This is a genomic window from Aliiroseovarius sp. S1123, from assembly GCF_023015885.1.
Taxonomy (GTDB): domain Bacteria; phylum Pseudomonadota; class Alphaproteobacteria; order Rhodobacterales; family Rhodobacteraceae; genus Aliiroseovarius.
This window is the reverse complement of record NZ_JALKBE010000010.1, coordinates 98,243-121,971: the sequence shown is the minus strand read 5'-3', so window position 1 is coordinate 121,971 and position 23,729 is coordinate 98,243. Positions and strand designations below refer to the sequence as shown.

Below are 23,729 nucleotides of genomic sequence, written 5' to 3'. Positions count from 1 at the left end.
CCCTGATCGAAGCGATGATCAACCAGGAACTGGGCGAACCCTTCCGCCGCGACGCGATGAAAAAACCCGTCAAAGTCGCTGGCATCAGCAAAGACGACATGAAACCGCAACAGGTTTGATGAACCCTCCCGGGCGCGGGGATCCCTCGCGCCCGGACATTGGGCTGGGATAATTCCGGCCCCTCCTTGATCCCGAGGCCCTGATGAAACCGCTTGAAACCCTTCTGAGAAACGCGGCCCGCACCAATCTGCGGATCATCTTGTCCGAAGGCAGCGACCCGCGCGCCGTGACCGCGGGGCATCAGGCGGTCACACAAGGGATTGCGCGCATTGGTCTTGTTGGGACCACCGCCGCCATTCAAGCCGAATTTTCCGCTCAGGGTCTTGAGATCCTCGACGGAATCGAAATCTACGACCCGGCATCCTCGCCACTTCGAGATGAACTGGCTGCGCTGTATCACGACCTGCGTAAGCATAAGGGGGTCAGCCTCGAGGATGCGCAGGCAGCCGTGGACCTGCCTCACATCTTTGCGGCCCTTCTGGTGAAATCGGGCCATGCAGATGGCACAGTCGGCGGCGCCGTTGCGACCACGGCCGACATCGTACGCGCGGCCATTCAGATCATCGGCACCAAACCGGACACAAGTCTGGTGTCTTCCTTTTTCCTTATGCTGTTCTGCAAGGAACACCACGATCGCAAGGGCGCGATGATCTTTGCCGATAGCGGGTTGGTGGTGGATCCGTCCGCCGACGAAATGGCCCAGATCGCCCTTAGTTCGGCACATTCGTTCGAGCGCCTGATCGGCGAAACTCCCCGAGTGGCCATGCTGTCCTTCTCGACCCATGGCAGTGCGGAACACGACGCGGTATCCAAGGTCGTGGCCGCAACCGAAACCGCCCGCACCCGCGCACCGGATCTGATTATTGACGGCGAACTGCAATTCGATGCGGCGTTCGACCCAGACGTGGCAGCGCGCAAAGCCGAAGATAGCCCCCTTCACGGCAACGCAAATATCTTCATCTTTCCCAATCTGGAAAGCGGAAACATCGCCTATAAGATCGCCCAACGCATGGGCGGGGCCGAGGCGATTGGGCCGATCCTTCAGGGGTTGGCCAAACCGGCCAACGACCTGTCACGCGGATGTTCATCCGAGGATATCCTGCACATGATTGCTGTCACCGCCGCACAAGCCAGCGACAACGAATAGCCTCTATTGCCCGTCCGAGCCCGCGATCGACAGAACTGTCGCAGCTACGATCTCGTCTACAGTTGCGCCGCGGCTTAGATCACAGATCGGTTTTCGGAAGCCTTGAAGGATCGGGCCATAAGCTTTGGCGCCGGCCAGTTGCACCAACAGCTTGTAAGCAATGTTGCCCGCATCCAGATCCGGGAAAATCAGCACATTGGCGCGTCGATCCATCGCCGCCTGTTTCTTCTGCGCCGTCACAATATCCAAGGCAGCGTCCGCCTGTATCGGGCCGGGAAACCCCGTAACAAAGGCCGCCTCGCGCACCTTCTCGACGCTTTCTCCTGCGCCGGAGTACCCGGTCGAGAAGGACAGAAGCGCGACATCTGCCCGACCCAGTAGGGACTTCGCCGTTTTGGCACTTGTCGTGGCGATATCCGCCAGTTCCCCCGCTGTCGGCGCAACATTCACCGCGCAGTCGGAAAAGATAAACTCTTGCCCATCCGGAAGAACCATCAGGAAATAGCTGGACGGGGTTTGGATGCCCTCTTCCAGCCCGATCACCATCGACGCGGCCTCGATCACGCGACGGGTGGGGGCAATGGCCCCTGCAACCATCAAGTCGGCCTCGCCCGTCGCAACCATGGCGGCCGCGCGCATAAGGGGCCGTTGCAGCAACCGACTGGCAATAGAACTGCGCATCGCCCGGTTCGAGGTCAGTGCCTCCACATGATGTTGGGACCGCTCGACAAGCGTAACTGGCTGGGCCAAGCCGTCGGCCTGCAACCGCGCGGCGGCCTCGGAAATACGTGAATCTTCCATCTCGGGAAAGACAACGCGCGGTTTGCGCTTTGCGGCGATCGAGAAGGCGCGATCCAGCGTGGCCGTCATAAAGCTGTCCTATCAAGCGGATGGGGTGCGGATTGTCCTATAGCCGGTAGTCAGTACAAAGATCAACGCTGCTGCGACGATGATCGACGGACCCGCAGGTGTATCAAGCCGAAGCGACGCCCAAAGCCCTGCCCCGCTGGCCACCCAACTGACCATAACCGCGGCAAGGACCATCTGCACCGGAGACGACGACACACGACGGGCAGCGGTTGCCGGGATAATCAGCATGGCCGAGACCAGAAGCGCGCCCACGACCTTCAACGACACCGCCACCACAAGGGCGATGGACACCGTGATGACAAGGCTTTCGCGGTGCGGTTTCACTCCGGACGCCGCCGCCAAATCCGCGCTGAGCGTGGACAGCAGCAACTTGGACCAGCGCCACGCAATCACTACGGCAATCAGGCCAGCACCGCCCCAAATCAACAACAGATCGGAACGGGTGACGGTCAGGATATCTCCGAACAGATAGGCGGACAGATCAACCCGTACTTTGGGCACAAAGGAAATCGCGACCAGACCCGTCGCAAGCGCCCCGAAAGACAACACGCCCAGCCCGCTGTCGGGCGACTGCCCCTGCGCCATCATCAAGCTGATCGCACCTGCCATAGCCAAGGCGACGATCAATGTGCCAAGGCTGATCGGTAGCGAAAAGATCAAGGCAAGGGCCACCCCTAGAATGGCGGCATGGGCCGTGGCGTCTCCGAAATAGGCCATCCGTCGCCACACGACAAAAGCGCCCAGAGGACCCGTTGCGATGGACAGGCCGAACCCCGCCAGCACCGCACGTACAAGGAAATCATCCAGCATGTTCAACCTCGTCCGTCGCTGTGTCGTGAGCGTGATGGTGATCATGGCCGTGGTCATGCCCGCAATCATGATCATGATCATGCGCGTGCTGATACAAGGCCAGCGCGCCTTGCGTGCCGTGGCCAAACAGCGCGCGATATTCGGGGGCGTTCTGCACTACGTGGGGCTTGCCCTCGCAGCAGATATGGCCATTCAGGCAGATCACCCGGTCCGAGGCGCTCATCACCACGTGCAGATCATGCGAGACCATCAGGACCGCGACGCCTGTGTCGCGGCGCACATCCTCGATCAGGCGATAAAACCCGGCCTCGCCCATCTGGTCCAGCCCTTGCGTCGGTTCGTCCAGAATCAGGATATCAGGGGTCTCCAACAAGGCGCGCGCCAAAAGAACGCGCTGCAATTGGCCGCCGGACAGATCCGCCACTTGGCGCGTTTCGATCCCCGGCACGCCGACACGATCCAGCATATCGGCGATCTGCTGAGATGTATGTGATGTTGGTAGGTTCAGAAAGCTGCGCACGGGCAGCGGCAGGGTTGGGTCCAGCGCCAGCTTCTGAGGAACGTAGCCAACCACCAGCCCCGCATTCCGCGTGACCTTCCCCTTGGAAGGCGTCAGCCCCAGAAGCGCGCGCAGAAGCGATGTCTTGCCCGATCCGTTGGGGCCAACAATGGTGACGATCTCGCCCGGCGCAACCGAGATATTGACCCGGTCCAGAACCAATTGCGCTCCGTGGCGCACGGTCAGGTCTTTGGCCTCGATCAATGTCATGCGGCGGCCTCATCCTGACAAGAGGGGCAAAGGCCTAAGGCTTCGACATTAGCACGCTCGACGGCAAATCCCATTTTCGCCCCGGCGTCGTTGATCATTGTGCGCAGCGCTGTTGCCGGTATCTCGGCCACGGCCTTGCAGGTCTTGCAGATAAAGAAAGCAGGCGCGTGGTCACGCTCGAAATTCGTGCACGCGGCGAAAGCATTCAGTCTCCGGATACGGTGGGCAAGCCCTTGATCCACAAGGAATTCCAAGGCCCGATAGGCAACAGGGGGCTGGCTTCCGAACCCATCTTCGGCCAGACGCTCTAGAACATCATAGGCCCCCATCGCCCGGTGTTCTTCCAGAAGGATTTCCAACGTGCGGCGTCGGACCGGCGTCAACCGAGCACCTGCCTCGCGGCAGATCTCTTCGGCGCGGGTCAGCGCTTCGCTGGAGCATGTGGAATGGTCATGACTGTGAAACGCGCTGGCGGGATCCGACATGGGTTGACACCTGAGTTGTGTAATATTATCACCTTCATTAAATGATATAACATTACAAATCCCGGAGCAAGCCCCGATGACCCTGACCCGCACCACGATTGCGCTGTGCCTTAGCCCGTCGTTGCTGATGGCAGAAACGCCGAACGTCGTGACCGATTTCGCCCCCATCCATTCGCTTGCCGCGCAGGTGATGGACGGCGTAGGCGCGCCGGAGTTGCTTCTGCCCCAAGGCGCAGATCCGCATGGGTTCCAGTTGCGCCCATCCCAGATGCGATCCTTGTCGGATGCTGATCTGCTGATCTGGGTTGGTCCGGCCATGACCCCGTGGCTAGAGCGGGCAGTCGATGGGGCATCGCTGGGTCACAGCCTGGCGCTGTTATCCGCGGCGGGAACAGTGTTGCGCGAAGGAGGACATGATCACGAACACGACGCGCATGACGGCGAAAAGCATGATGATCACGACCATGATGATCACAACCAAGACGACCATGAAACACACGATGATCATGAAAGCGATGCGCATGTCGAAGGTGTCGATCCACACGCTTGGTTGTCGCCCCTGAACGCACAAGTGTGGCTTGAGGCCATTGCCGAAGAGCTGGCAGAACTGGACCCCGAGAACGCTGCACGCTATCACGAGAACGCCCATATGGCGCAAGAGAGCATCGCCGCGCTGGACAGCCGCATTCAGGCAAGGCTTGCTCCGGTGCAAGCCAAAGGGTTCGTCCTGTTCCACGATGCGCTTGGCTATTTCACGGATCACTTCAAGCTGAACAATCTTGGATCCATCCGCGAAGGAGACGCAGCGACGCCCTCGGCCGCGCAGTTGGCTGAAATCGCCGAGCGGATCGAACATGGCGACGTGTCCTGCATCTTCTCAGAGCCGGCGCAGGGTGAAACGCAGGTGCTTGAGCTGGCGAAGAGCGCTGGCGCGGGCACTGCAGTACTGGACCCCGGCGGATCGACAATTGAAATTGGCCCGATGCTCTATGAGAACCTGATGTGGAGCACGGCGGAGACAATCGCCACCTGTCTGGAAGGCAAGTAAACAGAAACGGGCGCCGACGTGGCGCCCGTTTTCTTTTGCATCAAAGAGTTAGGCAGGGTCTCCCCAGCCACCTCCTCCGGGTGTGCACATCTCGAACAGATCACCGGGGTTCAGCGCGACCTCGCCGTTGCCCGGCATCGGAATGCGGGTGCCATCGGCCTTTTCGGCCGTGTTGACGCCCACTTCACCGGGCCTCCCACCGGCGCCTCCGAAGGGTGGCACCACACGGTGAGAGCTTAGCGTCGTCACCGTCACGGGCTCAAGGAACCGCAGCCGCCGTACAACCCCGTCGCCGCCACGCCACTGCCCCGCCCCGCCAGAGCCTGCCCGCAGCGTGAACGCCTCGAGCCGTACCGGGAAGCGCTTTTCCAAGATCTCGGGATCGGTCATGCGGGTGTTGGTCATGTGGCTTTGCACCCCGTCACACCCGTCAAAACCCGGCCCCGCCCCGGTGCCGCCTGCGATGGTTTCATAGTTCTGGAAGGCCTCATTCCCCCAGATGAAATTATTCATCGTGCCTTGCGATCCAGCGATCACACCAAGTGCCCCATAAAGCGCGTTACAGGCGGCCTGACTGACCTCGGTATTGCCGGAAATCACCGCCGCCGGATAGCGCGGGTTCAGCATAGAGCCTTCGGGCACGATGATATTCAGTGGTGCCAAACAACCTTCGTTCAGCGGGATATCCGCGCCCACCAGCGTGCGGAACACATAAAGCACCACGGCGCGGCTGATCGACAGGGGCGCGTTATAGTTGCCCGCTTGCTGGTCCGATGTCCCGGTGAAATCCACCGTGGCCGAGCGCGACCCCTTATCGACGCTGACGGCGACGTGAATTTCGGACCCACCATCCATCGGATAGGTGAACGCCCCATCGCGCAGACGATCAATCACGCGGCGCACGCTTTCTTCCGCGTTGGCCTGCACATGGCCCATGTAAGCCTGCACAATACCCAAGCCATAGTGGTCCACCACACCCAACAACGCCTGCCGCCCGGTCTCGTTCGCAGCAACCTGCGCCTTTAGGTCCGCCATATTCTGGTCGATGTTTCGGCAGGGATACCGGCCCGAGGCCAGCAGCGCGCGCATATCGTCCTCAAGCAGCTGCCCTTCGGCCACCAGACGCGTGTTCTCGATCAGCACGCCTTCGTGTTCGATATGCGTGCTGTCGGGCGGGCCAGAGCCCGGCGTGCGCCCTCCAATATCGGCGTGGTGGCCACGAGAGCCCAGCCAGAAGGCGATGCTGTCGCCCACGAAGACCGGCGTCACGACGGTCACATCCGGCAAGTGGGTGCCGCCGTTGAAGGGGCTGTTCAGCACAAACGCGTCGCCCGGCTTTACCTGTCCTGCGTTGTCGCGCATCACCGTGCGGATGCTGTCGGACATGGATCCCAGATGCACCGGCACATGCGGTGCGTTCGCGACCAGATCGCCCGATACATCAAAGATCGCGCAAGAGAAATCCAGACGTTCCTTGATATTTACCGACCACGAGGTATTGGCCAGCGTCGCGCCCATCTGGTCAGCCACCGACATGAAAAGGTTGTTGAAGACCTCCAGCAGCACCGGATCTACATCCGTCCCAGCCGCGTGGTCGCGGGCAAGCATGGCGACCCGTTCGAGGATCAGGTTCCCATGCGCGTCTTGGCGCGCCTGCCAACCCGGTTCGATCATGTTGGTGCCTGTGGTCTCGCGGATGATCGCTGGGCCGGGAATGCGGGCCTCGGCCGACAGGTTCGCGCGGTCGTATAGGGGGACGTTCTGCCAGCCCTCTTCGGTGCACAGCTGCACGGTGTCATCAGGTTGGTCATTGCCGATGGTGACATGCCCGCGCGGCGCTTCGCCCGATGTTCCGATCGCCTCAACGGCCAGCACCTCGAACAGGATCGCACGTTCGGGAGAGTGGAAGCCAAAGCGCGCCTCATGCGCTGCTTCGAAATCCGCGCGCATCTGCGCGGCATCGCCAAACGGCACCTCTAACGCCTGATGCGAGCCGTCATAGCGTAGATGCGCGATACGCTCGATTTGAATGTCGGTGACGCCCTGCTTGGCGACCTCGGCCTGTGCGTCCGCCGCCAAGGCCTGCAACCGTGACGCGGCCTCGTCCTCGACATCCAGCGCCGCGTCGAACTGCTCTTGCCGCAGGGCGCGGATTTCAGCCAGCCCCATGCCGTAAGCGGACAAGACGCCCGCGAAGGGGTGCAGGAATACCGTCTTCATACCCAGCGCATCGGCAACCAGACAGGCATGCTGCCCACCGGCCCCGCCAAAACATTGCAGCACGTAACGCGTCACATCATGGCCGCGTTCGACGCTGATTTTCTTGATCGCGTTGGCCATGTTGTCGACGGCAATGCGCAGGAAACCACGCGCCACGTCCTCGGGCGACTGGGCGGGTTGGCCGGTCTCGGTGGCGATGTCTTGCGCCAGCGCTTCGAACTTATGGCGCACAACATCCGCGTCCAGCGGCTGATCGCCATTCGGTCCGAAGACATGCGGGAAATGAGCGGGCTGCAAGCGGCCCAGCATGACGTTGCAATCCGTCACCGTCAGCGGTCCGCCGCGACGGTACGCGGCTGGCCCCGGATTGGCACCAGCACTTTCCGGCCCAACTTGAAAGCGCCCATCGCGGAACTGACAGATCGAGCCACCACCCGCCGCAACCGTATGGATTTCCATCATAGGCGCGCGCATACGCACGCCCGCAACCTCGGTCTCGAAACTGCGTTCATAGCTGCCCGCGTAGTGGCTGACATCGGTCGAGGTCCCGCCCATGTCGAACCCGATCAGGTGATCATACCCGGCAACCTCGCCCGTCTTGACCATGCCGACGATCCCACCCGCCGGGCCAGACAGGATCGCGTCTTTGCCCTGGAACATAGCGGCATCGGTTAGGCCACCGTTCGACTGCATAAACAGAAGCCGGTCACAGGCCGTGCCGATGTCCAATGCCCCCGCGACTTGATCCACATAGCGGCGCAGGATGGGAGATAGATAAGCATCGACCACCGTTGTATCACCCCTGCTGACCAGCTTCGACAGGCGCGAGACCGCGTGGCTTTCCGACACCTGCGTATAGCCGATCTCGCACGCGATCTGAGCCACCTGCGCCTCGTGGGTCGGGTTCAGATAGCCATGCAGGAAGGCGATGGCGACACCACGAATTCCCGCATCGAAATGGCGTTGCAGCACCGCGCGAACGGCGCCTTCATCAATGGCGCGCAAGACATTGCCATCCGCGTCCAACCGCTCGTCCACTTCCTCGACCTCTGCATACAGCAGGTCTGGGCGCTTGATATGTAGGTCGAACAGGCGCGGACGGGTCTGATAGCCGATGCGCAGCAGATCTCCGAAGCCTTTGGTAATCAGAAGCAGCGTGTCGTCGCCCTTACGTTCCAAAAGCGCATTGGTCGCCACCGTCGTCCCCATCTTGACCGAGGCAATCGCCCCGTCCGGGATCGGCTGACCGGGCTCAAGCCCCAACAACTCGCGGATACCCTGCACAGCAGCGTCCGGGTAGCGTTCGGGGTTTTCACTGAGGAGCTTATGGCTTTGCAGTCCGCCTTCTGGGTCACGCGCCACAATGTCGGTGAACGTGCCGCCACGATCCACCCAGAACTCCCACTTGCTGTCCGACATGCGCGCCTCCCTGATCCGTCAGACAGAGGTCAGGCATGGGCCAGGAAATGTCAATCGGGCAGACGAAAAAGGACGCCCCTCTGACAACCGCCCCATCCATGCGGACATAGCGGCCCGTACAGACGTTACCTATGCCCAACCCGTCGAAATTGTGCGAGTTGCGGGTGTTGTCCGAGAAGCAGTCGCTCCTCTTCAGGGTCGTTCAGCAGCAGACCCAGCTTCATACGCTCGCCAGCCTGTTCACCATAGACAGAGACCCGATGCCGGTCTGCGCCATAGAGATGCCCTGCGACACATCCGTCATCACGTCAATGCGGCCCTGCCCGTCCTCGAACCAGTTTGCACCGCATTTTCCAGATCCGAGAACAGCAGGTCTGTGGCAGCCATAAGATATTGCGCACGGTGGCCACAATTGCCGCCCGTGCAGTTCGCAGTGTCATAGTCGGTCGCGGGGCGCATCCTCGCGCCATGATCCGTGCCCAACAGATCCTGCGCCCACAAAAGGAACGCGATAGCGTGGTATCCAGTGGCAACGTTGGCCTCGATGCCCTCAACCTCGTGCAGACTTTCCAGCAGGTCGGGCGTGATGGTGGTGGCGTCGATCATCGCCCCACACACGCTCAGCTTGGGTCTGGCAATGACATTCGCGGCCGAAAACGGGTTCTCGTCATTCGCACCAAAATTCGGCAGCGACATAATCAATCAGCCCATCACCCAACGGCCACGCGTTCACCTTGCCCTCCCAATCATCCACGTTCGGGTTTCCAAAGCGGAAGCCCCCGGGCGGCTGGTAAGGGACACGGGCGGCCAGAAGGGATTTACGGATCATGGGAACCTCGTAAGTTTCTATCGCAGCCCGATTATCAGAGTATTTTTTGTCAGGTGCGTACAATTCATGTTGTTTTTGTTAGGAAAAGCACCCGGACGCGCCAACACCCATCAACCCTCTGGTGCCAAGCGGCGGTCTGGTTTACCACCGCAGCACCGAGACACGAGGATCCAGATGCCCCTGAAGCTTGAGACTTTGGCAGACCTTTCAGCGTTGGACGCGGATGACATCATCGACGTGCGTGCGCCGTCCGAGTTCGCCGAGGATCACATCCCCGGCGCCATCAACCTGCCCGCACTCAGCGATGACGAACGCGCCCGCGTTGGCACGATCTATGTACAGGACAGCCCCTTCAAGGCGCGCAAGATCGGCGCGGCGTTGGTGGCCCGCAACGTGGCGACCCACCTTGAAACCGAACTGGCCGAGCGTCCGGGCGGCTGGAAACCTGTGGTCTATTGCTGGCGCGGCGGTCAGCGCTCGGGCTCGGTCGTGTCGATCCTGTCTCAGATCGGCTGGCGCGCCCAACAGCTGGAAGACGGATACAAATCCTATCGTCGTCTGGTGAAGGCGCTGCTTTATGATGCGCCACTTCCGCACCGACTGGTCCTAATCGACGGAGGCACCGGCACCGCCAAGACCCGTCTACTTGAGGCTTTGGACACCGCTGGCGCGCAGGTTCTGGACCTCGAACGCCTTGCCAGCCATCGCGGGTCGCTTTTCGGGCTGGTTGGCCCAGCGCAGCCCAGCCAGAAATGGTTTGAAAGCCAAGTTGCGATGACACTCAGCCGTTTCGACCCGTCCCGCCCTGTCTTTGTCGAGGCCGAGAGCAACAAGATCGGCCGCCTGATCGTGCCCCCCAGCCTGTGGCAAAAGATGATCTGCGCGCCGCGCTTTGAACTAACGGCCCCCCTGCCTGCCCGCGCCGCGCATTTGGCGCGCGACTATGAAGACCTGATTGAGGATCCCACCCGGCTGGCGGACATTCTGGAACAGCTCGTTTCGTATCATGGTCACGCTCAGGTCGACCTTTGGCATGAGATGGCACACAGTGGCGATATGTGCACCCTTGCGGCGGGATTGATCGAAACACATTACGATCCGCGTTATCGGCGCATCACCCGTAAGGATGCACCCAAGCCGATGCGGATTGCACTGCCCGATCTGTCAGACGCCACCTTGGCCCAGACCGCCGCAAACCTGATCACACAAGCAGACGACGCAGCGCCCTAGCGGCAGTGAATACTCGGGCTGCCCGCCTGCACGTCGCCGATAACATAGGCCATGTGGCCCTGTGCCGCGAAGGCCTGCAGCACTGTTTGCACATCCCGCGCGGGCACTGAGGCCAAGAAGCCCCCTGCCGTTTGCGGGTCATGCAACAGCACCCCCTTTGCCCCCTCTGCACCGAAAACCCGTGCCGCGTCGCGATTGGCGCCGTGGATGGTTGATCGCACGCCACCCTCGACCAAAGCCTCGGCCCCCGGATGGGTCGGAATGGCGTTCAGGTCCAACGCGGCGGACACGCCCGAGGCACGACAGATGGCCATTAGATGTCCGGCCAGGCCGAACCCGGTCACATCAGTCATGGCCGTCGCATGGGGCAGCAATAAGCGCGCCTCGCCCCCTTGCGAGCGTGCCATGCGGCGCAACAGCTGCGCCACGTCACGCCCGTCTGCCCGCCCCTGCATTTCACCCGCCAGCAAAGTGCCGGACCCGATGGGGCGGGTCAGGATCAACCGATCCCCCGGCTGCGCCCCAGCTGTGGACAATGCCTGTGCGCCCTCGGGCAAAAGGCCCGTCATAGAGACGCCGATCGTCATCTCGGCCCCCATGCTGGAATGCCCGCCGATCAGGGCCACCTGTTCTTCCGCAAGGAACGCTGCCACTTGCGCCAGAACTTCATCCATCGTGCGGGTCTGCAGGGCGGCACTCATGCGCGGCAGAATGACCGACAGCATCGCAGTCTTGGGCTGCGCCCCCATCGCCCAGATATCCCCCATCGCATGGTTCACCGCGATCCGAGCAAGCGTGCCGTGATCTTCCGTGAAGGCGCGCAGGTGGTCCGTCGTCAGAACCTGAAGCGCCCCACCCACGCGCATCACCGCCGCATCATCCCCCGGACCTGTCAGAACCTCTTCTGGCATGGGGTTATCCAGCTTGGACAACGCCAGCGAAAGACTGCCCGGAGCAACCTTCGATCCGCAGCCACCACACAGCGGCGCCGCGTCTGCGTCAATCCCGCCCAGCGCACGCTCGCGCGGTTCCGGGGCCTGCGCCATGGCCGGAAGCTCTCGGAACTTCTGCATAAACTTCTGGTCGATGTTGTCCTTCCAGCGCCACAGGCCCGGCAACGCAATCGCGCGCCCCCATTTCTCGGCCAAGGCCTGTTTGCCACCCAGCGAGATCAGCTTCAGATAATCCTGTTGCGGCTTGAAGGGTTTCATGGTCCCACCCGTCAACGCGGCGCGCAGATTGTGCGCCAGAACCGGAGCCGCCCGCACCGCGAACACCCCAGCTTTGGGGCGCGGGTCGTGCAGCATCTCGGCGCAATCGCCCACGGCAAACAGCCCATCATGCCCCTGCACCTGAAACTCCGGCCCGACCGGAATGAACCCTTCTGGCGTCAATGGCAGGTCGGTCTGTTGCAGCCAGCTATGGGCAAACGCCCCGGCAGTCCCCACGGTAAACTGGCTATCGAGTATCGCCCCATCTCCCAACACCACATGATCCGCTTCAATCCGCGCAACCGAGGCCTTTACATGCAGCTCCACCCCCAAATCCTGCAGCGCCGCCCGCAACGGACCACGCGCGGCCTTGGCGCGGGCCGTGATGTCGTCGCCTGCCTCGATCAGATGCACTTTCCTGTCTGTGTGGTGCCGCAACGCATGTGCCATCGCCAAAGCAAGCTCGACCCCAGCGACACCTGCCCCGATCACCGCCACATGAGGCGCCGCCTGACCGTCCGCGACTGCGCACAGGAAATCCTGCCATTTCGCCGCGTAGACATCCAAGGGTTTCGCCCCGCAGGCATGCATGGAAAACCCTTCGATATCAGGCATCTGCGTATGGATCCCGATGTCGACCGAGGCCACATCATACCCGATCTCGCGCCCGCCCTCGACGGTGACCGTCTTTGACACCAGATCAATCGCGGTCGCGTGGCCGATCACCAACCGCGCCCCCGCAAACCGTGCGAGCTTGACCAGATCAATGTCCAACGCCGCGCGCGAATAGTGGCCTGCAATGTGGCCCGGCAGCATACCCGAATACGGCGCTGTCGGAGCCGGGTTAATCAGCGTCAGCCGCGCGCCTGCCAAGGGCTTCATCCCCCACATGCGCAGCACCAGCGCGTGGGCATGACCACCCCCGATCATTACAAGGTCTTTTGTCAGAACCGGCTGAGATTGCATCACAGATCACCTTAGCAATTGTTATCCTAGGCGATACCTGACCGAACACGGAATGGCCACTGTCCCGGCCTGCACAAGGACGCGACAGATTGGCCGTTTCAAAAACTAACACCGCGCTGCTTTTAAGCTTGAGCCGCCCGCACACCCGACGCAAGCTTGCCCAACGTGGCCCTTGGATCAGCAGGACAACACCCAATGACGCACCCCCCTTCGGAGCAGGTCTGCCCATCATACCGCGACACCTACTATACGCGCACGATGGAGCCGCCGCTGGATGCAAATCCTCTGCCAGAGCGCGTCGAAGCCGATATCTGTATCATCGGCGGCGGCATCGCGGGCATCAGTTGCGCCTATGAACTGACGAAGGCTGGAATGTCCGTGATATTGCTTGAGGCCGATCAGATTGCCTGGGGGGCCAGCGGTCGTAACGGCGGCATTGTAGGGCCGGGGTTTGCGGCGGACGGTGCAGCCATCGAAAAGAAACTGGGGCTGGCAACAGCAGTGCAAATCTTTGACCTGTCCCGTGAAGGGGTCGAGATCTTCCAAGAGTATACCAAAAAATTGGACCTGCCCGGCGTCGACATCCGCCCCGGATCGCTGTCAGTCTCGCGCTATCGCGGCGCGCAGGGGATGCAAGACTATGTCCGGCACAAGTCAGACACCTATAGCTATCCGGTGGAGTACGTCCCGACTGACACGCTGCGCGAGATGGTGCGCACGGAGCGCTATTTTGACGGAGTCTATGACCCGCAGGGGTTTCACGCCCATTCGTTGAATTACTGCCTTGGCCTTGCCCGAGAAACCCAGCGCTTGGGCGGCCGTATCTTTGAGAATACGCGCGCGTTGTCTATGTCGCGACAGGGGGCGGATCATCTGGTCACCACGCAGGCGGGATCGGTGCTGTGCAAGACTGTCATCCTGTGCCAAGGCGGGATGGTGGACGGGTTTCACAAGCGCTTGCAGCGTTACCTGTTGCCCATCGGCACTTTTGTGGCAGTCACCGAACCTCTTGGCGATCTGGCAGACGAGATCGTCAACACGACAGCTGCCATTGTCGATACGCGGATGGCCTGCGACTATTTCCGCATCACACCGGACGGGCGGCTGCTGTGGGGTGGCGGCATGACGGGAAACGCCAAGGAGCCTGCCGACCTTGAACAGCAGATGCGTCGCGCCTTCACGTCGGTCTTCCCGCGGCTCGCGGAGGTCAAAACAGACGCAACGTGGAGCGGCCTTCTGGGCTATGCGCGCCACCGCATGCCCTATCTGCGCGAGATGCATGACGGCATTTGGGCGGCCACCGGTCTTGGCGGTCACGGCGTAAATATCGGGCCCCTTTTTGGGCGCCTGATCGCCGAAGCGATTGTCGATAATGGCAAGCGCCATACGGTTCTGGACCCCTACGGCCTGACATGGAACGGGTCTGCATTCGGTCCTCTTGCAGCTGACACCGTGTATTACTGGGAAGCTGTGAAAGAACGCTACTTCGAGTGGCGCTATGGTTAATTCGCACTCAGCGCAATCAACCTGACATAGCAGACTGAAAAACGGTTTCTTATCAAATAACAAGAACTGCCCGTGCCCAGCTCTCTTGAACGGTGAAAATAGATCACAGGATCGGTTGACCGAAACCTAACCGCAGTTCTATGCAGATAACGTGGTGGGACACGTTCAGGTCGATTTCGAGGCCTGACAGTCAGTTTTGATTGCTAAATTGGGTTGGAGTGAGGGCAGAGGTTTGTACGTTCAGCTGACGGATACTCAACTTGCGTTCTGGCGTGCATGGCGGAGTTTTCCCGAGCGCCCGATCAACCACCGCTCCATGAAGGTCGCGTGGAAAACCGATCTTGATCCGGCCCTGTTCAAGGCCGTGTTTAAGGACTTGGTTCACGCACATGATGCCCTGAGACTTCGGTTTACCGAACTGGATGGTGTCCCATATCAATACGCCGCAGACGCCTGTGCATGGGACATGCCCGTTCGCGACTTCTCGGACGGTGCGGATCCCCTTGAAGAGGCGTTGGAGTGGCTAACCGGGCTTGAGCTGGAGCCTTTCGACCTGACGACCTGCGCGTTCACCACGGCCTTGGCAAAAGTTGGGGACGGGCATTGGATTTGGTCCCTCAACCAACATCATGTCATCACCGATTACACATCGTCGATGCTGCTGGTCGGCCGACTTGCCGAGCTATATGCCCTGCGCCGAAAAGGGATGGACGAGACGCCGGATTACCCCTCGTTCCTGGAGTTCTTGACGGATCACATGCCTGACCCCAAGCAGATCCAAATGACCGGTTCCAGACCTCCACGTCTTCACCCGGCGGCGATGCAGGAAGCAACACGCCTGCCGCATCCCAAGCAGATCATCCTTCGGGAAATTCATCTTGGAAAAGAGCGGCTGATCGCGCTGCGTACCAGTCTTGGATTAGGCCCAGATGATGACGGCCCGCGCTATGTGGCAGGTCTGTTCGAAACCATCGTCGCTACGACCTTCGCCTTCATGCACCGCGTGTCCGGCGAGGACCACATCGCCTTGGGAAGCGTGTCTCATGGGCGGTTCCAGCGTGGAAGCGACATGATCGCGGGCCCCCTAATCCGAAATCTGCCGCTGTCTTTGGACATTCAAGATGAATGGACCTGCCGCGACCTTCTGGCCGCCGTCAAAACCACACGCCAGACCGCCTTTCGCAAGATCCGTCGCGGCGAAAAAGTCGTTGGGGATCACGTTGGCGCCACGGTCAACTTCATTCCGGAAACGCTGCCAGATTTCGAGGGGGTAAAGTCACGAGAGCTGATCCGAGAGCGCCGGATTGAAGCGCTTTCACAAGATCTGAACATCACAGTGCGTGCGGCAGATTCCGAGGGGGATGTCCGCATCCTGTTTCAGGTGAACGAGGACATTGCGAGAGCTGTTCCCGTGGACGTCCTGGCGTCCGTCTACCTTCGTATTTTCGATACGTTGGTTAAAACGCCCGATTGCAGGGTCTCGGATATCGCGCTGGGTGGGCCCGAAGACCGCAAGAAAGCCATCGCGCGAGCAGCAGTCGCGACCAATGCCCCCCTGCCCCCCTATCTATCTCTTGTGGAGGGGTTCTTGCAGCAGGTGTCCCGTCGACCGGACGCGATTGCCGTACAGGACGGCGCCACCAGCATGACCTATGCCCAACTTGAGCTGCAATCGCGCCACATTGCGTCGGCCCTTGTTGCACGCGGCATTCAGGCCGGCGAGCTGGTTGCAATCCAACTGCCACGCTCCGCGATCTTAATCGCCACGATCCTTGGCATCTTGCGCACCTCTGCTGCCTATTTCGCGCTGGACACGCGTCAGCCCATGGAAAAGACCCTGAAACTGTTCCAGCAAACGGCCGCAAGATTGGTGGTTTCGTCCGAAACGGATGGCGCTGACACCCGCTATGGCGGGGCGGAACTGGTTGATCCAGACACGCTTTTGGCGGAAGGGCAGAATGCAGCCTCGGATCTGCCTGACATCGACCCTGATGGCACCATGTATGTGATGTTCACCTCCGGCTCGACGAATGAACCTAAGGGCATTGAAGTCTCCCATCGCAGCTTCGCAATCTATGATCACTGGGCGGGGAACCTGCTGTCATCAGGTCAGCCCTTGAACTGGGCGTTGGCCACGACGTTGTCGTTCGAATCCGCTTTCCGATCCTTCATGGCACTGACGACGGGCGGAACCATCGTGACCTATGACGCACCGGATGCGCTGACCGGCATGTCCCTGATCGACGCAATTCGCGACGACCGCGTCGATGGCATAGCGGTGACACCTTCACAGCTGAGGCTGCTGAGCGACAGGATTTGGACGATCGAAAACCTGCGCAGCATCATCAGCATAGGCGAGGTCCTGACCACGGAACTGGCGCATAGGGCGGTTCGGGCGTTTGGGCCCGCCGTCTCGTTGCAGAACTGGTATGGTCCGACCGAAGCCACAATGGCCTCGACCGCACATGTGTTTGACGCCAAGGCGGATTCGGATCTGGCTGTCCCCATCGGAGGCGTGGGTAACGGCGTTTCCATCTATATCTTGGACCAAGCGGGCAATGTTCTTCCGGATGGGCTGGTGGGCGAGATCTACATTGGCGGCATCAAGCTATCAAAGGGATATCTCAACCGCCCGGACCTGACGGCCAAGAAGTTCATTGCTGATCCGTTCCGCGACGGCGGGCTGATGTACGGAACTGGCGATCTCGGTCGCTACAACGCACAGGGTGTGTTGGTCCATCATGGTCGAACTGATGACCAGATCAAGATCAACGGGGTACGCACCGAACTGGCCGAGGTCGAGGCAGGCGTCAGCTATCACCCGGCGGTGATCAAATGCGCCGTCGTGGCGATCAACCAGCCCGATACTCGGCTGGCGGCCTTCTATGTTGCCGACACTGACATTCCCGCAGCCGAGCTTAGGCGATCCGCGGAACGGATCCTGGCGCGCGGGATCGTGCCCGGCCTGTTCCAGCGTGTTGACGAGATCCCGCTATTACACAATGGCAAGACCGACCGCCGCACGCTGGCCGCGCGCGCCGCAGATTTCGGCGAGGTCACTTCCGACTCCAGCCGCCAGATGGAGCCCCCTGAAAGCCCCGTCGAGGCGACACTGGCCCGCATTTGGCGACGGGTGCTGGATCTGGATAAGGTCTGGCGGCATGATGATTTCTTTGAGATCGGTGGGGACTCGCTGTCTTTTGTGCAGATGATCCTGCTGCTTGAGGCCGAATTCGCCTGTCACATACCCTTGGTCACAATCGGAGACCTGGCCCGCCTGCAGGATCTGGCGCAGGTCGTGTCTTCCACGATTGAACCCGAATCCAAGCCCGCAGAAAAACCGAAGCCGCAACCGATCAAACGCGTTCTCAGGAAGATGGGAAAACTGGCTCAGCGCTCTCGTCCGACAAAGACAGCCGATCGCAAAACGGTTGAGGACGAAACGGTTCTGGCGCGCGCTGACACCCCGTGGGAAGAGGTCCGCCGCCGGATGATGCTGACGTCGAATGCCTGGCCCGGTGAGCAGGTCGGCGCGCACCTGCCCGTCATGCATTTCAACCGCGACGGCGCGCGTCCACCACTATTTTGGTGCTTCAACGGGGCGCATGAACCTGCCGTGATGGCTAGGGAATTGGGTCTGAACCAACCTTTATACGGGTTACGATCGATGCAAGCCGTCGTCCAACGCAGCGACAAACAGGGGTTCAACGCGGAACTGGCCCGCTCCTATGTGGACGAGATCACCCGGCTGCAGCCAGACGGCCCCTACTACCTTGGCGGCAACTGCCAATCCGCGCGCATTTCCGAACTCATTGCAGCCGAGTTGTTACGACGCGGGGCTGAGATCGCACAGCTGTTGATGCTGGACTATCAGCCGATGTCCAAGCTCGACCTGAATGTCGGGCTGTTCTATGGCCGCGAAAGCCAGCAATTCAATCCCTTCCTAAGCGAGGCGCGGCCCGAGCTGAAATGGCAAAAACAGTTCGCTGCGGTGACCTGGGACATCGTTCCCGGCGGCCACGGCCAGTATTTCAGCTCTCGCTTCGCGCCGTGCTTCTGCGCGCGGGTCGCCGACCGTTTGGAAGACGCCAGAAATCGGGTGTGCCCCATGTCAAAGAAAGCCGGGTAATGCAGGCCACCACTTACCGTATCTTGGTCCTTGGCGCCTCTTACGGGCTCGTGTTCGCCGTGCGGGCCGCGTTGGGCGGGCATCATGTCACCGTGGTCTGCCGCGATGCTGAAGCGCGGCAAATCAACGCCGAGGGACCGTTCATTCACGTGGCGACGCGAAAGGCGGGTATGCCAATCCTTGTGTCGCGCGACACGGCGGACCTTGACGTGGTTGCGGTCACCCCGGAGGCAGTGGATCCCTCCCAACATGACCTGATCGTCCTTGCGATGCAGGAGCCTCAGTTCGCCGCACCCGACATTCGCGCGCTCGCCTTTCGGATCGCGAATAGTGGGCGGCCTGTGATCTCGATCATGAACATGGCGCTGCCGCCCTATCTGAAACGACTAGAAAGGGTATGGAACACCGATCTGGCGCGGGCCTATCACGCACCCGATCTGTGGGATTCGTTCTCGCCCGACCGTTTCACTCACAGCAGCCCTGACCCGCAGGCCGTGCGCATAGATCCTGCCCTGAGCCACCACATGAAAGTCTCGCTGCCATCGAACTTCAAGATCGCGCCGTTTGCAGATGCCGGGTCGAACGACATGCTGCGCCAGATTTGCCGCAGCGCGAACCGCGCACCGATGCTGAAACATCCGGACCTACGCCCGCCCGTCTTGCTGGTTGCATCAGCGTCTGCGTTCACGCCTCTGGCCAAATGGCCCATGCTGATCACTGGCAACTATCGCTGTCTTAGCGATGAGGGGCTACGCTCGATCTCTGATGCTGTCACGCAGGACGAAGGTGCCTCGCGCCGGATTTACGAAAGCGTACAGGGGCTTTGCCTTCAGCGGGGGGCCGCACCGCAAGATTTGGTTCCGTTTGAAACCTATTGCACAGCAGCGCGTCAGCTTACGGCACCGTCATCCGTCGCGCGGGCCCTGTTTCAGTCAGCCACGAAAGTCGAGCGGATGGACCGTATAATCTGGCAGTTGATGACCAAGCATGGATGTCCCAATCCCGAGATTGAGGCAATCGTCGACCGGGTAGACACGGTCGTCGCGCAGAACATCCGGGGCATGGGGCAATAGAGCAGACATACCCGCACACGGTTGATAGCCGCGAAAAATCATAACTTACGCTTACGTTAGGTCACCCCACCAGTGCCAAAGTTTTGACAAATATTGTTTTATAAATGCGCATGTATGAGTGAGGGGATTAATGGTTTTCAGCCACCGGTACCACTCACCGGTGGCCGTCTCCCCTCTATCGCGTCAAGGAAATGACGTGGGTACGTTTGAAGTCAGGCGTCGTTCAGAACCTTCTCGCCTCCACAAAATCAGACCCGATCTGAGGGCTTTACCTTTACTGAAGCGCAAAGGTGAGTTGATTTGCGCTCGCATTAATCACGGTCAAGGTCCTGCCCGAAAGAACAATCGATTTCCCCATGGCAACCGTGACTTTCTGATCGTGCACACTGACAATCCGGTGATGAGGCAAATTGGGGGGTACGACAATCGGATAGGCGTTCACGCTTGCCACACCCGAATAGGGAATAGCACCACCCTGCTGGTCAAAATATGATCGGCTATTAGGGTTGATCGTCGTCTGACCTATCTGCACCAGAACATCACGCCGGACGAAAAGCGCTTTCCCTGCATTCGCCCCCGCAAAGTAAAACGTGGTTGTCCCCGTGGCCCCGGCGCCGCCAGTCGCGCCTGCGTCACCGCGCGCATTGGGCGAACGCTCTGCCCCATGTGCCGACAGAACGGCATCCCCAATTCCGGCAACGCGTTGGTCTTCCTGGGCAACAATTGATGTCTTGTGGGCCTCGGCTTCCACGCATCCCTGAAGTGCCCCTGCCAACGTTCCCACGACGAAAAACACAAGAACTTTTAGGTGCATTTTCACGCCTCCCTCTTCGCCGTAAATATCGAAAGTAGCAAAGCCGGCTATCGGGCGCGTGTCAACCGAGCCGACCAGACGTACCTCACGCGCACGTCCAGCTGGCGATGCCAAACAAAAAAGGCGAAGCCCAACAGCTCCGCCTTTCCATGTTTTCAGATGCCCTGTTTTAAACTCATCGTCCTTTAAACGGTGCCTCCCAGGCTACCTTCCAAGGCGACAAGTTCCTGACCGCCTGCCATCAGATCTTGCAACTCTTCCGGCGTAATCTGCCCGCGCTGTGCCGTGCCCAGCGTCTGACCGCGATTGAGCACCGTGAACCGGTCTCCGACGGCAAGTGCGTGGCGTACGTTGTGCGTGATGAAGACCACGGCGATCCCCTGCTTGCGGACCTTGTCAATCGTGGCAAGTACGTTCGCCGTCTGGCGCACACCCAAGGCCGAGGTCGGTTCGTCCAAGATCAGCACCTTGGCGCCGAAATGCACTGCACGTGCAATGGCAACCGTCTGGCGCTCGCCACCTGACAATGTACCCACAGCCTGATCCGGTCCACGCAGGTTGATGCCCATCTTGCGCATTTCGTCCATGGTGACCTGATTGGCATGATCATGGTCGAAGAAGTTTAGCGGACCGACTTTCTTCACCGGCTCATTGCCCATGAAGAAGTTACGGCTAACCGACATTAGGGGGATCATCGCAAGGTGTTGGTGCACCGTTGCAATCCCTGCCGAAATCGCATCACGCGGATCGGCGAAGCTCATCGGTTTGCCTTCGAAATAGATCTCGCCATGGGTCGGCTGATGAACGCCGGACATGGTTTTGATGAAGGTCGACTTACCGGCACCGTTGTCGCCGAGAAGGCAGTGGCATTCTCCGGGAAAGACCTCGAGCGAGACACCCGCCAGCGCGATCACGCTGCCAAAATGCTTCTCGATATTCTTCATCTGGATGATTGGAGCTTTTTCCGGATTCATATCAACGCTCCCCCGTGATGATGCGACGAATATAGGTGTTCAGGATCACCGCGCCCAGAAGGATTACCCCCAGGAACACGCGGAACAGGCTGCTTTCGACACCCGCAAAGAACAAACCCTGCTGAACGACACCAAAGATCAGCGCGCCAAGGGCTGCGCCAAGAACCGACCCGTAACCACCTGTCAGCAGAGCGCCACCGATGACCACGGCGATGATCGCCTCGAACTCCTTGAGAAGCCCGCGGTCGGCACCGGCTGATCCGAACTCCATCACCTGACAGACTGCAAATACGGTTGCGCAGAATGCGGTAAACATGAACATCAGGATCTTGACCTTATTGACCGGCACACCCGAGTTGCGGGCCGCCTCGGCATCGCCCCCTGCGGCGAAAATCCAGTTGCCGAATTTGGTCTTGGTCAGCAGCACATGACCAAAGATGATAAGGACAATGGCCCAGATAATCAGCATCGGAATGCCATCAACCACTGGCTGCCCTTTGCGCGTGCCACGCTCGAACACGGCGATGACGCCCGCGTCACCCATCCACTGGAACAGACCGGTTAAAATCTTGCCGCCAAAGAACGGCGCAAGCCAATCCCCCTCGGCGACATCCTTGATCCCACCGATGATGGTTTTGCGCTCGATCACCTGCGGCAGGAAGATCGCAAAGCCACGCAGGATGAACAGGAAGGCAAGCGTCACGATAAAGCTTGGCAATCCGGTGCGGATCACGATGTACCCGTTCAAGGCACCGATGGCGATACACATGACAAATGTAAGCAGGATCGCAAGCCAAACCGGCCAGCCGAGTGTCACGCTGAAGATCGCGACCATCATACCGGCAAAACCGATCATAGAGCCGACGGAAAGGTCAAACTCGCCCGCAATCATTAGAAGGCAAGCCCCCACGGCAATAATCATAAATTGGGCCGATACGGTTGACCAGTTCATGATGCCCTGGCTGTTGAACATGCCACTGTCGAAGGCAAACAACAGGAAGAATGTGAAGACGGCGACAGTGCCGACCATTCCGCCCAGTTCGGGACGGATCATCGCTTCGCGGAAGCGGGATCGCGTCTTGATCCTTTCGTCGACCGCATTTTCGGTGGGTGCATTGGACATGGTAAGCCTCTGTGTCCTTAATCAAGATAAAATACGGGCGGCCAAATCACTCCGGCCGCCCTTGAAAGAAAATCAGCGGTATTCGCCTGCAAACATCTCGATCTTCTCAAGACCGTCAGCGGTTACGAAACCGGGGCCCGAGTTGATGTTATTGCCGGGCAGAACACCATAGCGATGGAAGTTGGTCATCACGACCACCGGCAGGTAGGCCTGCAGGAAGGGTTGTTGGTCGATGCCCCACTGGATCACGCCAGCTTTGATGCCTTTGACGATTTCACCACCAAGGTCGAAGGTGCCGAAATAGATGTCTCCAGCCATGCCGTTTTCTTCCAGCGCAAGGATGGTCGGATCGGCCGACGTCGGCCCAAGCGTCAAAACAGCGTCTGTATCAGGGTTGGCCGACAGATAGGCCAGCACGCGGTTTTTGATTTCCGCCGGGTCCTGCCCTGCGTCGATCATCTGGTCGCCCAGATCAATGCCCAGACCGTCAGCAAAGCCCTGACAACGCTCTTGCGAGGACGGCTGCACGATATAGTGGTTCACGCAGAGGAACGAACCGATGCCATCGCCCTTGGCACGCAGACCTGCGGCATACCCAGCGTCATATTCCGGCTGACCCACATACATCAGGGCGCCAACTTCGCGGGCCTGATCGGGGGTGCCAGTGTTCATGATGATTACATCTACTCCGCTGTCTGCCGCCGACCTAATCGGACCAGAGAGGACGTCATAGTCCGCCAGCGTGGTGATGATGCCATTCGGACCCGAGGCCGCAGCCTGTTCAATGATGCGGGCCATGTCCGCCAGGTCACCGGTGGGCGGGTTACGGTATTCAACCTCTACGCCCATCTGCTCACCGGCAAGTGCGATGCCGTTCTTGATGGTGTTCCACCAGCTGTCGCTGTCAGGCGCGTGGCTGACAAGAATGTATTTCTCGCCCTCGGCCGAGGCAGAGGTCGCCGCCATCAGCGGCGCAGCAGCCACGGCAGCCGCAAGCGCGAGTTTCTTCGTAAGTGAAGTCATGATTTCCTCCCAAAAATTCACCT

At 60.1% G+C, this 23,729-nt stretch carries 16 protein-coding genes and 1 pseudogene; 6 read left to right on the top strand and 11 right to left on the bottom strand.

Annotated features, from left to right (window positions below):
• Window positions 1-202: 202 nt before the first annotated feature.
• Window positions 203-1,207: a phosphate acetyltransferase gene (gene pta, locus MWU53_RS15430; protein ID WP_247094544.1), complete on the top strand. Its 1,005-nt coding sequence runs from the start codon at window positions 203-205 to the stop codon at window positions 1,205-1,207.
• A 3-nt stretch (window positions 1,208-1,210) separates the two neighbouring features.
• On the opposite strand, the gene MWU53_RS15425 is transcribed toward pta, so the two are convergent.
• From MWU53_RS15425 to MWU53_RS15410, 4 genes are read right to left on the bottom strand one after another with little or no spacing between them, the layout of a single operon-like run.
• On the bottom strand, window positions 1,211-2,077 hold the full coding sequence (locus MWU53_RS15425; protein ID WP_247094542.1) for a phosphate acyltransferase: 867 nt from the start codon (window positions 2,075-2,077) through the stop codon (window positions 1,211-1,213).
• Between the two features lie 12 nt (window positions 2,078-2,089).
• Window positions 2,090-2,887 (bottom strand): metal ABC transporter permease, encoded by a 798-nt coding sequence (locus tag MWU53_RS15420; RefSeq protein WP_247094540.1) that lies wholly within the window; start codon window positions 2,885-2,887, stop codon window positions 2,090-2,092.
• Complete coding sequence (locus MWU53_RS15415) at window positions 2,877-3,656, bottom strand: metal ABC transporter ATP-binding protein (RefSeq protein WP_247094539.1); 780 nt, start codon at window positions 3,654-3,656, stop codon at window positions 2,877-2,879. Before MWU53_RS15415 ends, MWU53_RS15420 begins: the two co-directional genes overlap by 11 nt.
• Window positions 3,653-4,141, bottom strand: coding sequence for a Fur family transcriptional regulator (locus MWU53_RS15410; RefSeq protein WP_247094537.1), 489 nt, complete (start codon window positions 4,139-4,141; stop codon window positions 3,653-3,655). The genes MWU53_RS15415 and MWU53_RS15410 overlap by 4 nt, the downstream gene beginning before the upstream one ends.
• A 76-nt stretch (window positions 4,142-4,217) precedes the next feature.
• On the opposite strand from MWU53_RS15410, the gene MWU53_RS15405 reads away from it, so the two are divergent.
• The gene (locus MWU53_RS15405; protein WP_247094536.1) at window positions 4,218-5,189 is read left to right on the top strand and encodes a zinc ABC transporter substrate-binding protein; all 972 of its coding nucleotides are present in this window, start codon (window positions 4,218-4,220) and stop codon (window positions 5,187-5,189) included.
• Window positions 5,190-5,237: 48 nt separating this feature from the next.
• Here the strand turns inward: MWU53_RS15405 and MWU53_RS15400 are convergent, their stop codons facing one another.
• Entirely contained in the window at window positions 5,238-8,828 is a 3,591-nt protein-coding gene (locus MWU53_RS15400) for a hydantoinase B/oxoprolinase family protein (RefSeq protein WP_247094535.1), read from the bottom strand.
• A 70-nt stretch (window positions 8,829-8,898) separates the two neighbouring features.
• A pseudogene (locus MWU53_RS15395) lies at window positions 8,899-9,651 on the bottom strand (imelysin family protein); the annotation flags it as partial.
• 180 nt (window positions 9,652-9,831) lie between these two features.
• On the opposite strand from MWU53_RS15395, the gene mnmH reads away from it, so the two are divergent.
• Window positions 9,832-10,887 carry a tRNA 2-selenouridine(34) synthase MnmH gene (gene mnmH, locus MWU53_RS15390; RefSeq protein WP_247094534.1) on the top strand — a complete coding sequence of 352 codons (1,056 nt, stop codon included), beginning with the start codon at window positions 9,832-9,834 and terminating at the stop codon, window positions 10,885-10,887.
• Here the strand turns inward: mnmH and selD are convergent.
• On the bottom strand, window positions 10,884-13,064 hold the full coding sequence (gene selD, locus MWU53_RS15385; RefSeq protein WP_247094533.1) for a selenide, water dikinase SelD: 2,181 nt from the start codon (window positions 13,062-13,064) through the stop codon (window positions 10,884-10,886). The genes mnmH and selD overlap by 4 nt on opposite strands.
• 195 nt (window positions 13,065-13,259) lie before the next feature.
• On the opposite strand from selD, the gene MWU53_RS15380 reads away from it, so the two are divergent.
• The 3 genes from MWU53_RS15380 to MWU53_RS15370 all read left to right on the top strand — a co-directional run bounded on the left by MWU53_RS15380 (window position 13,260) and on the right by MWU53_RS15370 (window position 19,772).
• Window positions 13,260-14,570: an FAD-binding oxidoreductase gene (locus tag MWU53_RS15380; protein ID WP_247094532.1), complete on the top strand. Its 1,311-nt coding sequence runs from the start codon at window positions 13,260-13,262 to the stop codon at window positions 14,568-14,570.
• 232 nt (window positions 14,571-14,802) lie between these two features.
• On the top strand, window positions 14,803-18,699 hold the full coding sequence (locus MWU53_RS15375; protein WP_247094531.1) for an amino acid adenylation domain-containing protein: 3,897 nt from the start codon (window positions 14,803-14,805) through the stop codon (window positions 18,697-18,699).
• Window positions 18,699-19,772: a hypothetical protein gene (locus MWU53_RS15370; protein ID WP_247094530.1), complete on the top strand. Its 1,074-nt coding sequence runs from the start codon at window positions 18,699-18,701 to the stop codon at window positions 19,770-19,772. The genes MWU53_RS15375 and MWU53_RS15370 overlap by 1 nt, the downstream gene beginning before the upstream one ends.
• Before the next feature lie 274 nt (window positions 19,773-20,046).
• On the opposite strand, the gene MWU53_RS15365 is transcribed toward MWU53_RS15370, so the two are convergent.
• The 4 genes from MWU53_RS15365 to MWU53_RS15350 all read right to left on the bottom strand — a co-directional run bounded on the left by MWU53_RS15365 (window position 20,047) and on the right by MWU53_RS15350 (window position 23,706).
• The gene (locus MWU53_RS15365; RefSeq protein ID WP_247094529.1) at window positions 20,047-20,586 is read right to left on the bottom strand and encodes a hypothetical protein; all 540 of its coding nucleotides are present in this window, start codon (window positions 20,584-20,586) and stop codon (window positions 20,047-20,049) included.
• Between the two features lie 185 nt (window positions 20,587-20,771).
• Complete coding sequence (locus MWU53_RS15360; RefSeq protein ID WP_247094528.1) at window positions 20,772-21,560, bottom strand: ATP-binding cassette domain-containing protein; 789 nt, start codon at window positions 21,558-21,560, stop codon at window positions 20,772-20,774.
• A 1-nt stretch (window position 21,561) separates the two neighbouring features.
• On the bottom strand, window positions 21,562-22,683 hold the full coding sequence (locus tag MWU53_RS15355) for an ABC transporter permease (protein ID WP_247094527.1): 1,122 nt from the start codon (window positions 22,681-22,683) through the stop codon (window positions 21,562-21,564).
• A gap of 72 nt (window positions 22,684-22,755) precedes the next feature.
• Window positions 22,756-23,706: a sugar ABC transporter substrate-binding protein gene (locus MWU53_RS15350; protein ID WP_247094526.1), complete on the bottom strand. Its 951-nt coding sequence runs from the start codon at window positions 23,704-23,706 to the stop codon at window positions 22,756-22,758.
• Between the last annotated feature and the right edge of the window lie 23 nt (window positions 23,707-23,729).

Bases quoted from the DNA above. Each gene is read 5' to 3' on its own strand.
- MWU53_RS15420 (WP_247094540.1), bottom strand. From the start codon at position 2,887: ATGCTGGATGATTTCCTTGTACGTGCGGTGCTGGCGGGGTTCGGCCTG.
- MWU53_RS15365 (WP_247094529.1), bottom strand. From the start codon at position 20,586: ATGCACCTAAAAGTTCTTGTGTTTTTCGTCGTGGGAACGTTGGCAGGG.
- MWU53_RS15370 (WP_247094530.1), top strand. From the start codon at position 18,699: ATGCAGGCCACCACTTACCGTATCTTGGTCCTTGGCGCCTCTTACGGG.
- pta (WP_247094544.1), top strand. From the start codon at position 203: ATGAAACCGCTTGAAACCCTTCTGAGAAACGCGGCCCGCACCAATCTG.
- MWU53_RS15380 (WP_247094532.1), top strand. From the start codon at position 13,260: ATGACGCACCCCCCTTCGGAGCAGGTCTGCCCATCATACCGCGACACC.
- MWU53_RS15425 (WP_247094542.1), bottom strand. From the start codon at position 2,077: ATGACGGCCACGCTGGATCGCGCCTTCTCGATCGCCGCAAAGCGCAAA.
- MWU53_RS15355 (WP_247094527.1), bottom strand. From the start codon at position 22,683: ATGTCCAATGCACCCACCGAAAATGCGGTCGACGAAAGGATCAAGACG.
- mnmH (WP_247094534.1), top strand. From the start codon at position 9,832: ATGCCCCTGAAGCTTGAGACTTTGGCAGACCTTTCAGCGTTGGACGCG.
- MWU53_RS15350 (WP_247094526.1), bottom strand. From the start codon at position 23,706: ATGACTTCACTTACGAAGAAACTCGCGCTTGCGGCTGCCGTGGCTGCT.
- selD (WP_247094533.1), bottom strand. From the start codon at position 13,064: ATGCAATCTCAGCCGGTTCTGACAAAAGACCTTGTAATGATCGGGGGT.
- MWU53_RS15415 (WP_247094539.1), bottom strand. From the start codon at position 3,656: ATGACATTGATCGAGGCCAAAGACCTGACCGTGCGCCACGGAGCGCAA.
- MWU53_RS15400 (WP_247094535.1), bottom strand. From the start codon at position 8,828: ATGTCGGACAGCAAGTGGGAGTTCTGGGTGGATCGTGGCGGCACGTTC.
- MWU53_RS15360 (WP_247094528.1), bottom strand. From the start codon at position 21,560: ATGAATCCGGAAAAAGCTCCAATCATCCAGATGAAGAATATCGAGAAG.
- MWU53_RS15410 (WP_247094537.1), bottom strand. From the start codon at position 4,141: ATGTCGGATCCCGCCAGCGCGTTTCACAGTCATGACCATTCCACATGC.
- MWU53_RS15405 (WP_247094536.1), top strand. From the start codon at position 4,218: ATGACCCTGACCCGCACCACGATTGCGCTGTGCCTTAGCCCGTCGTTG.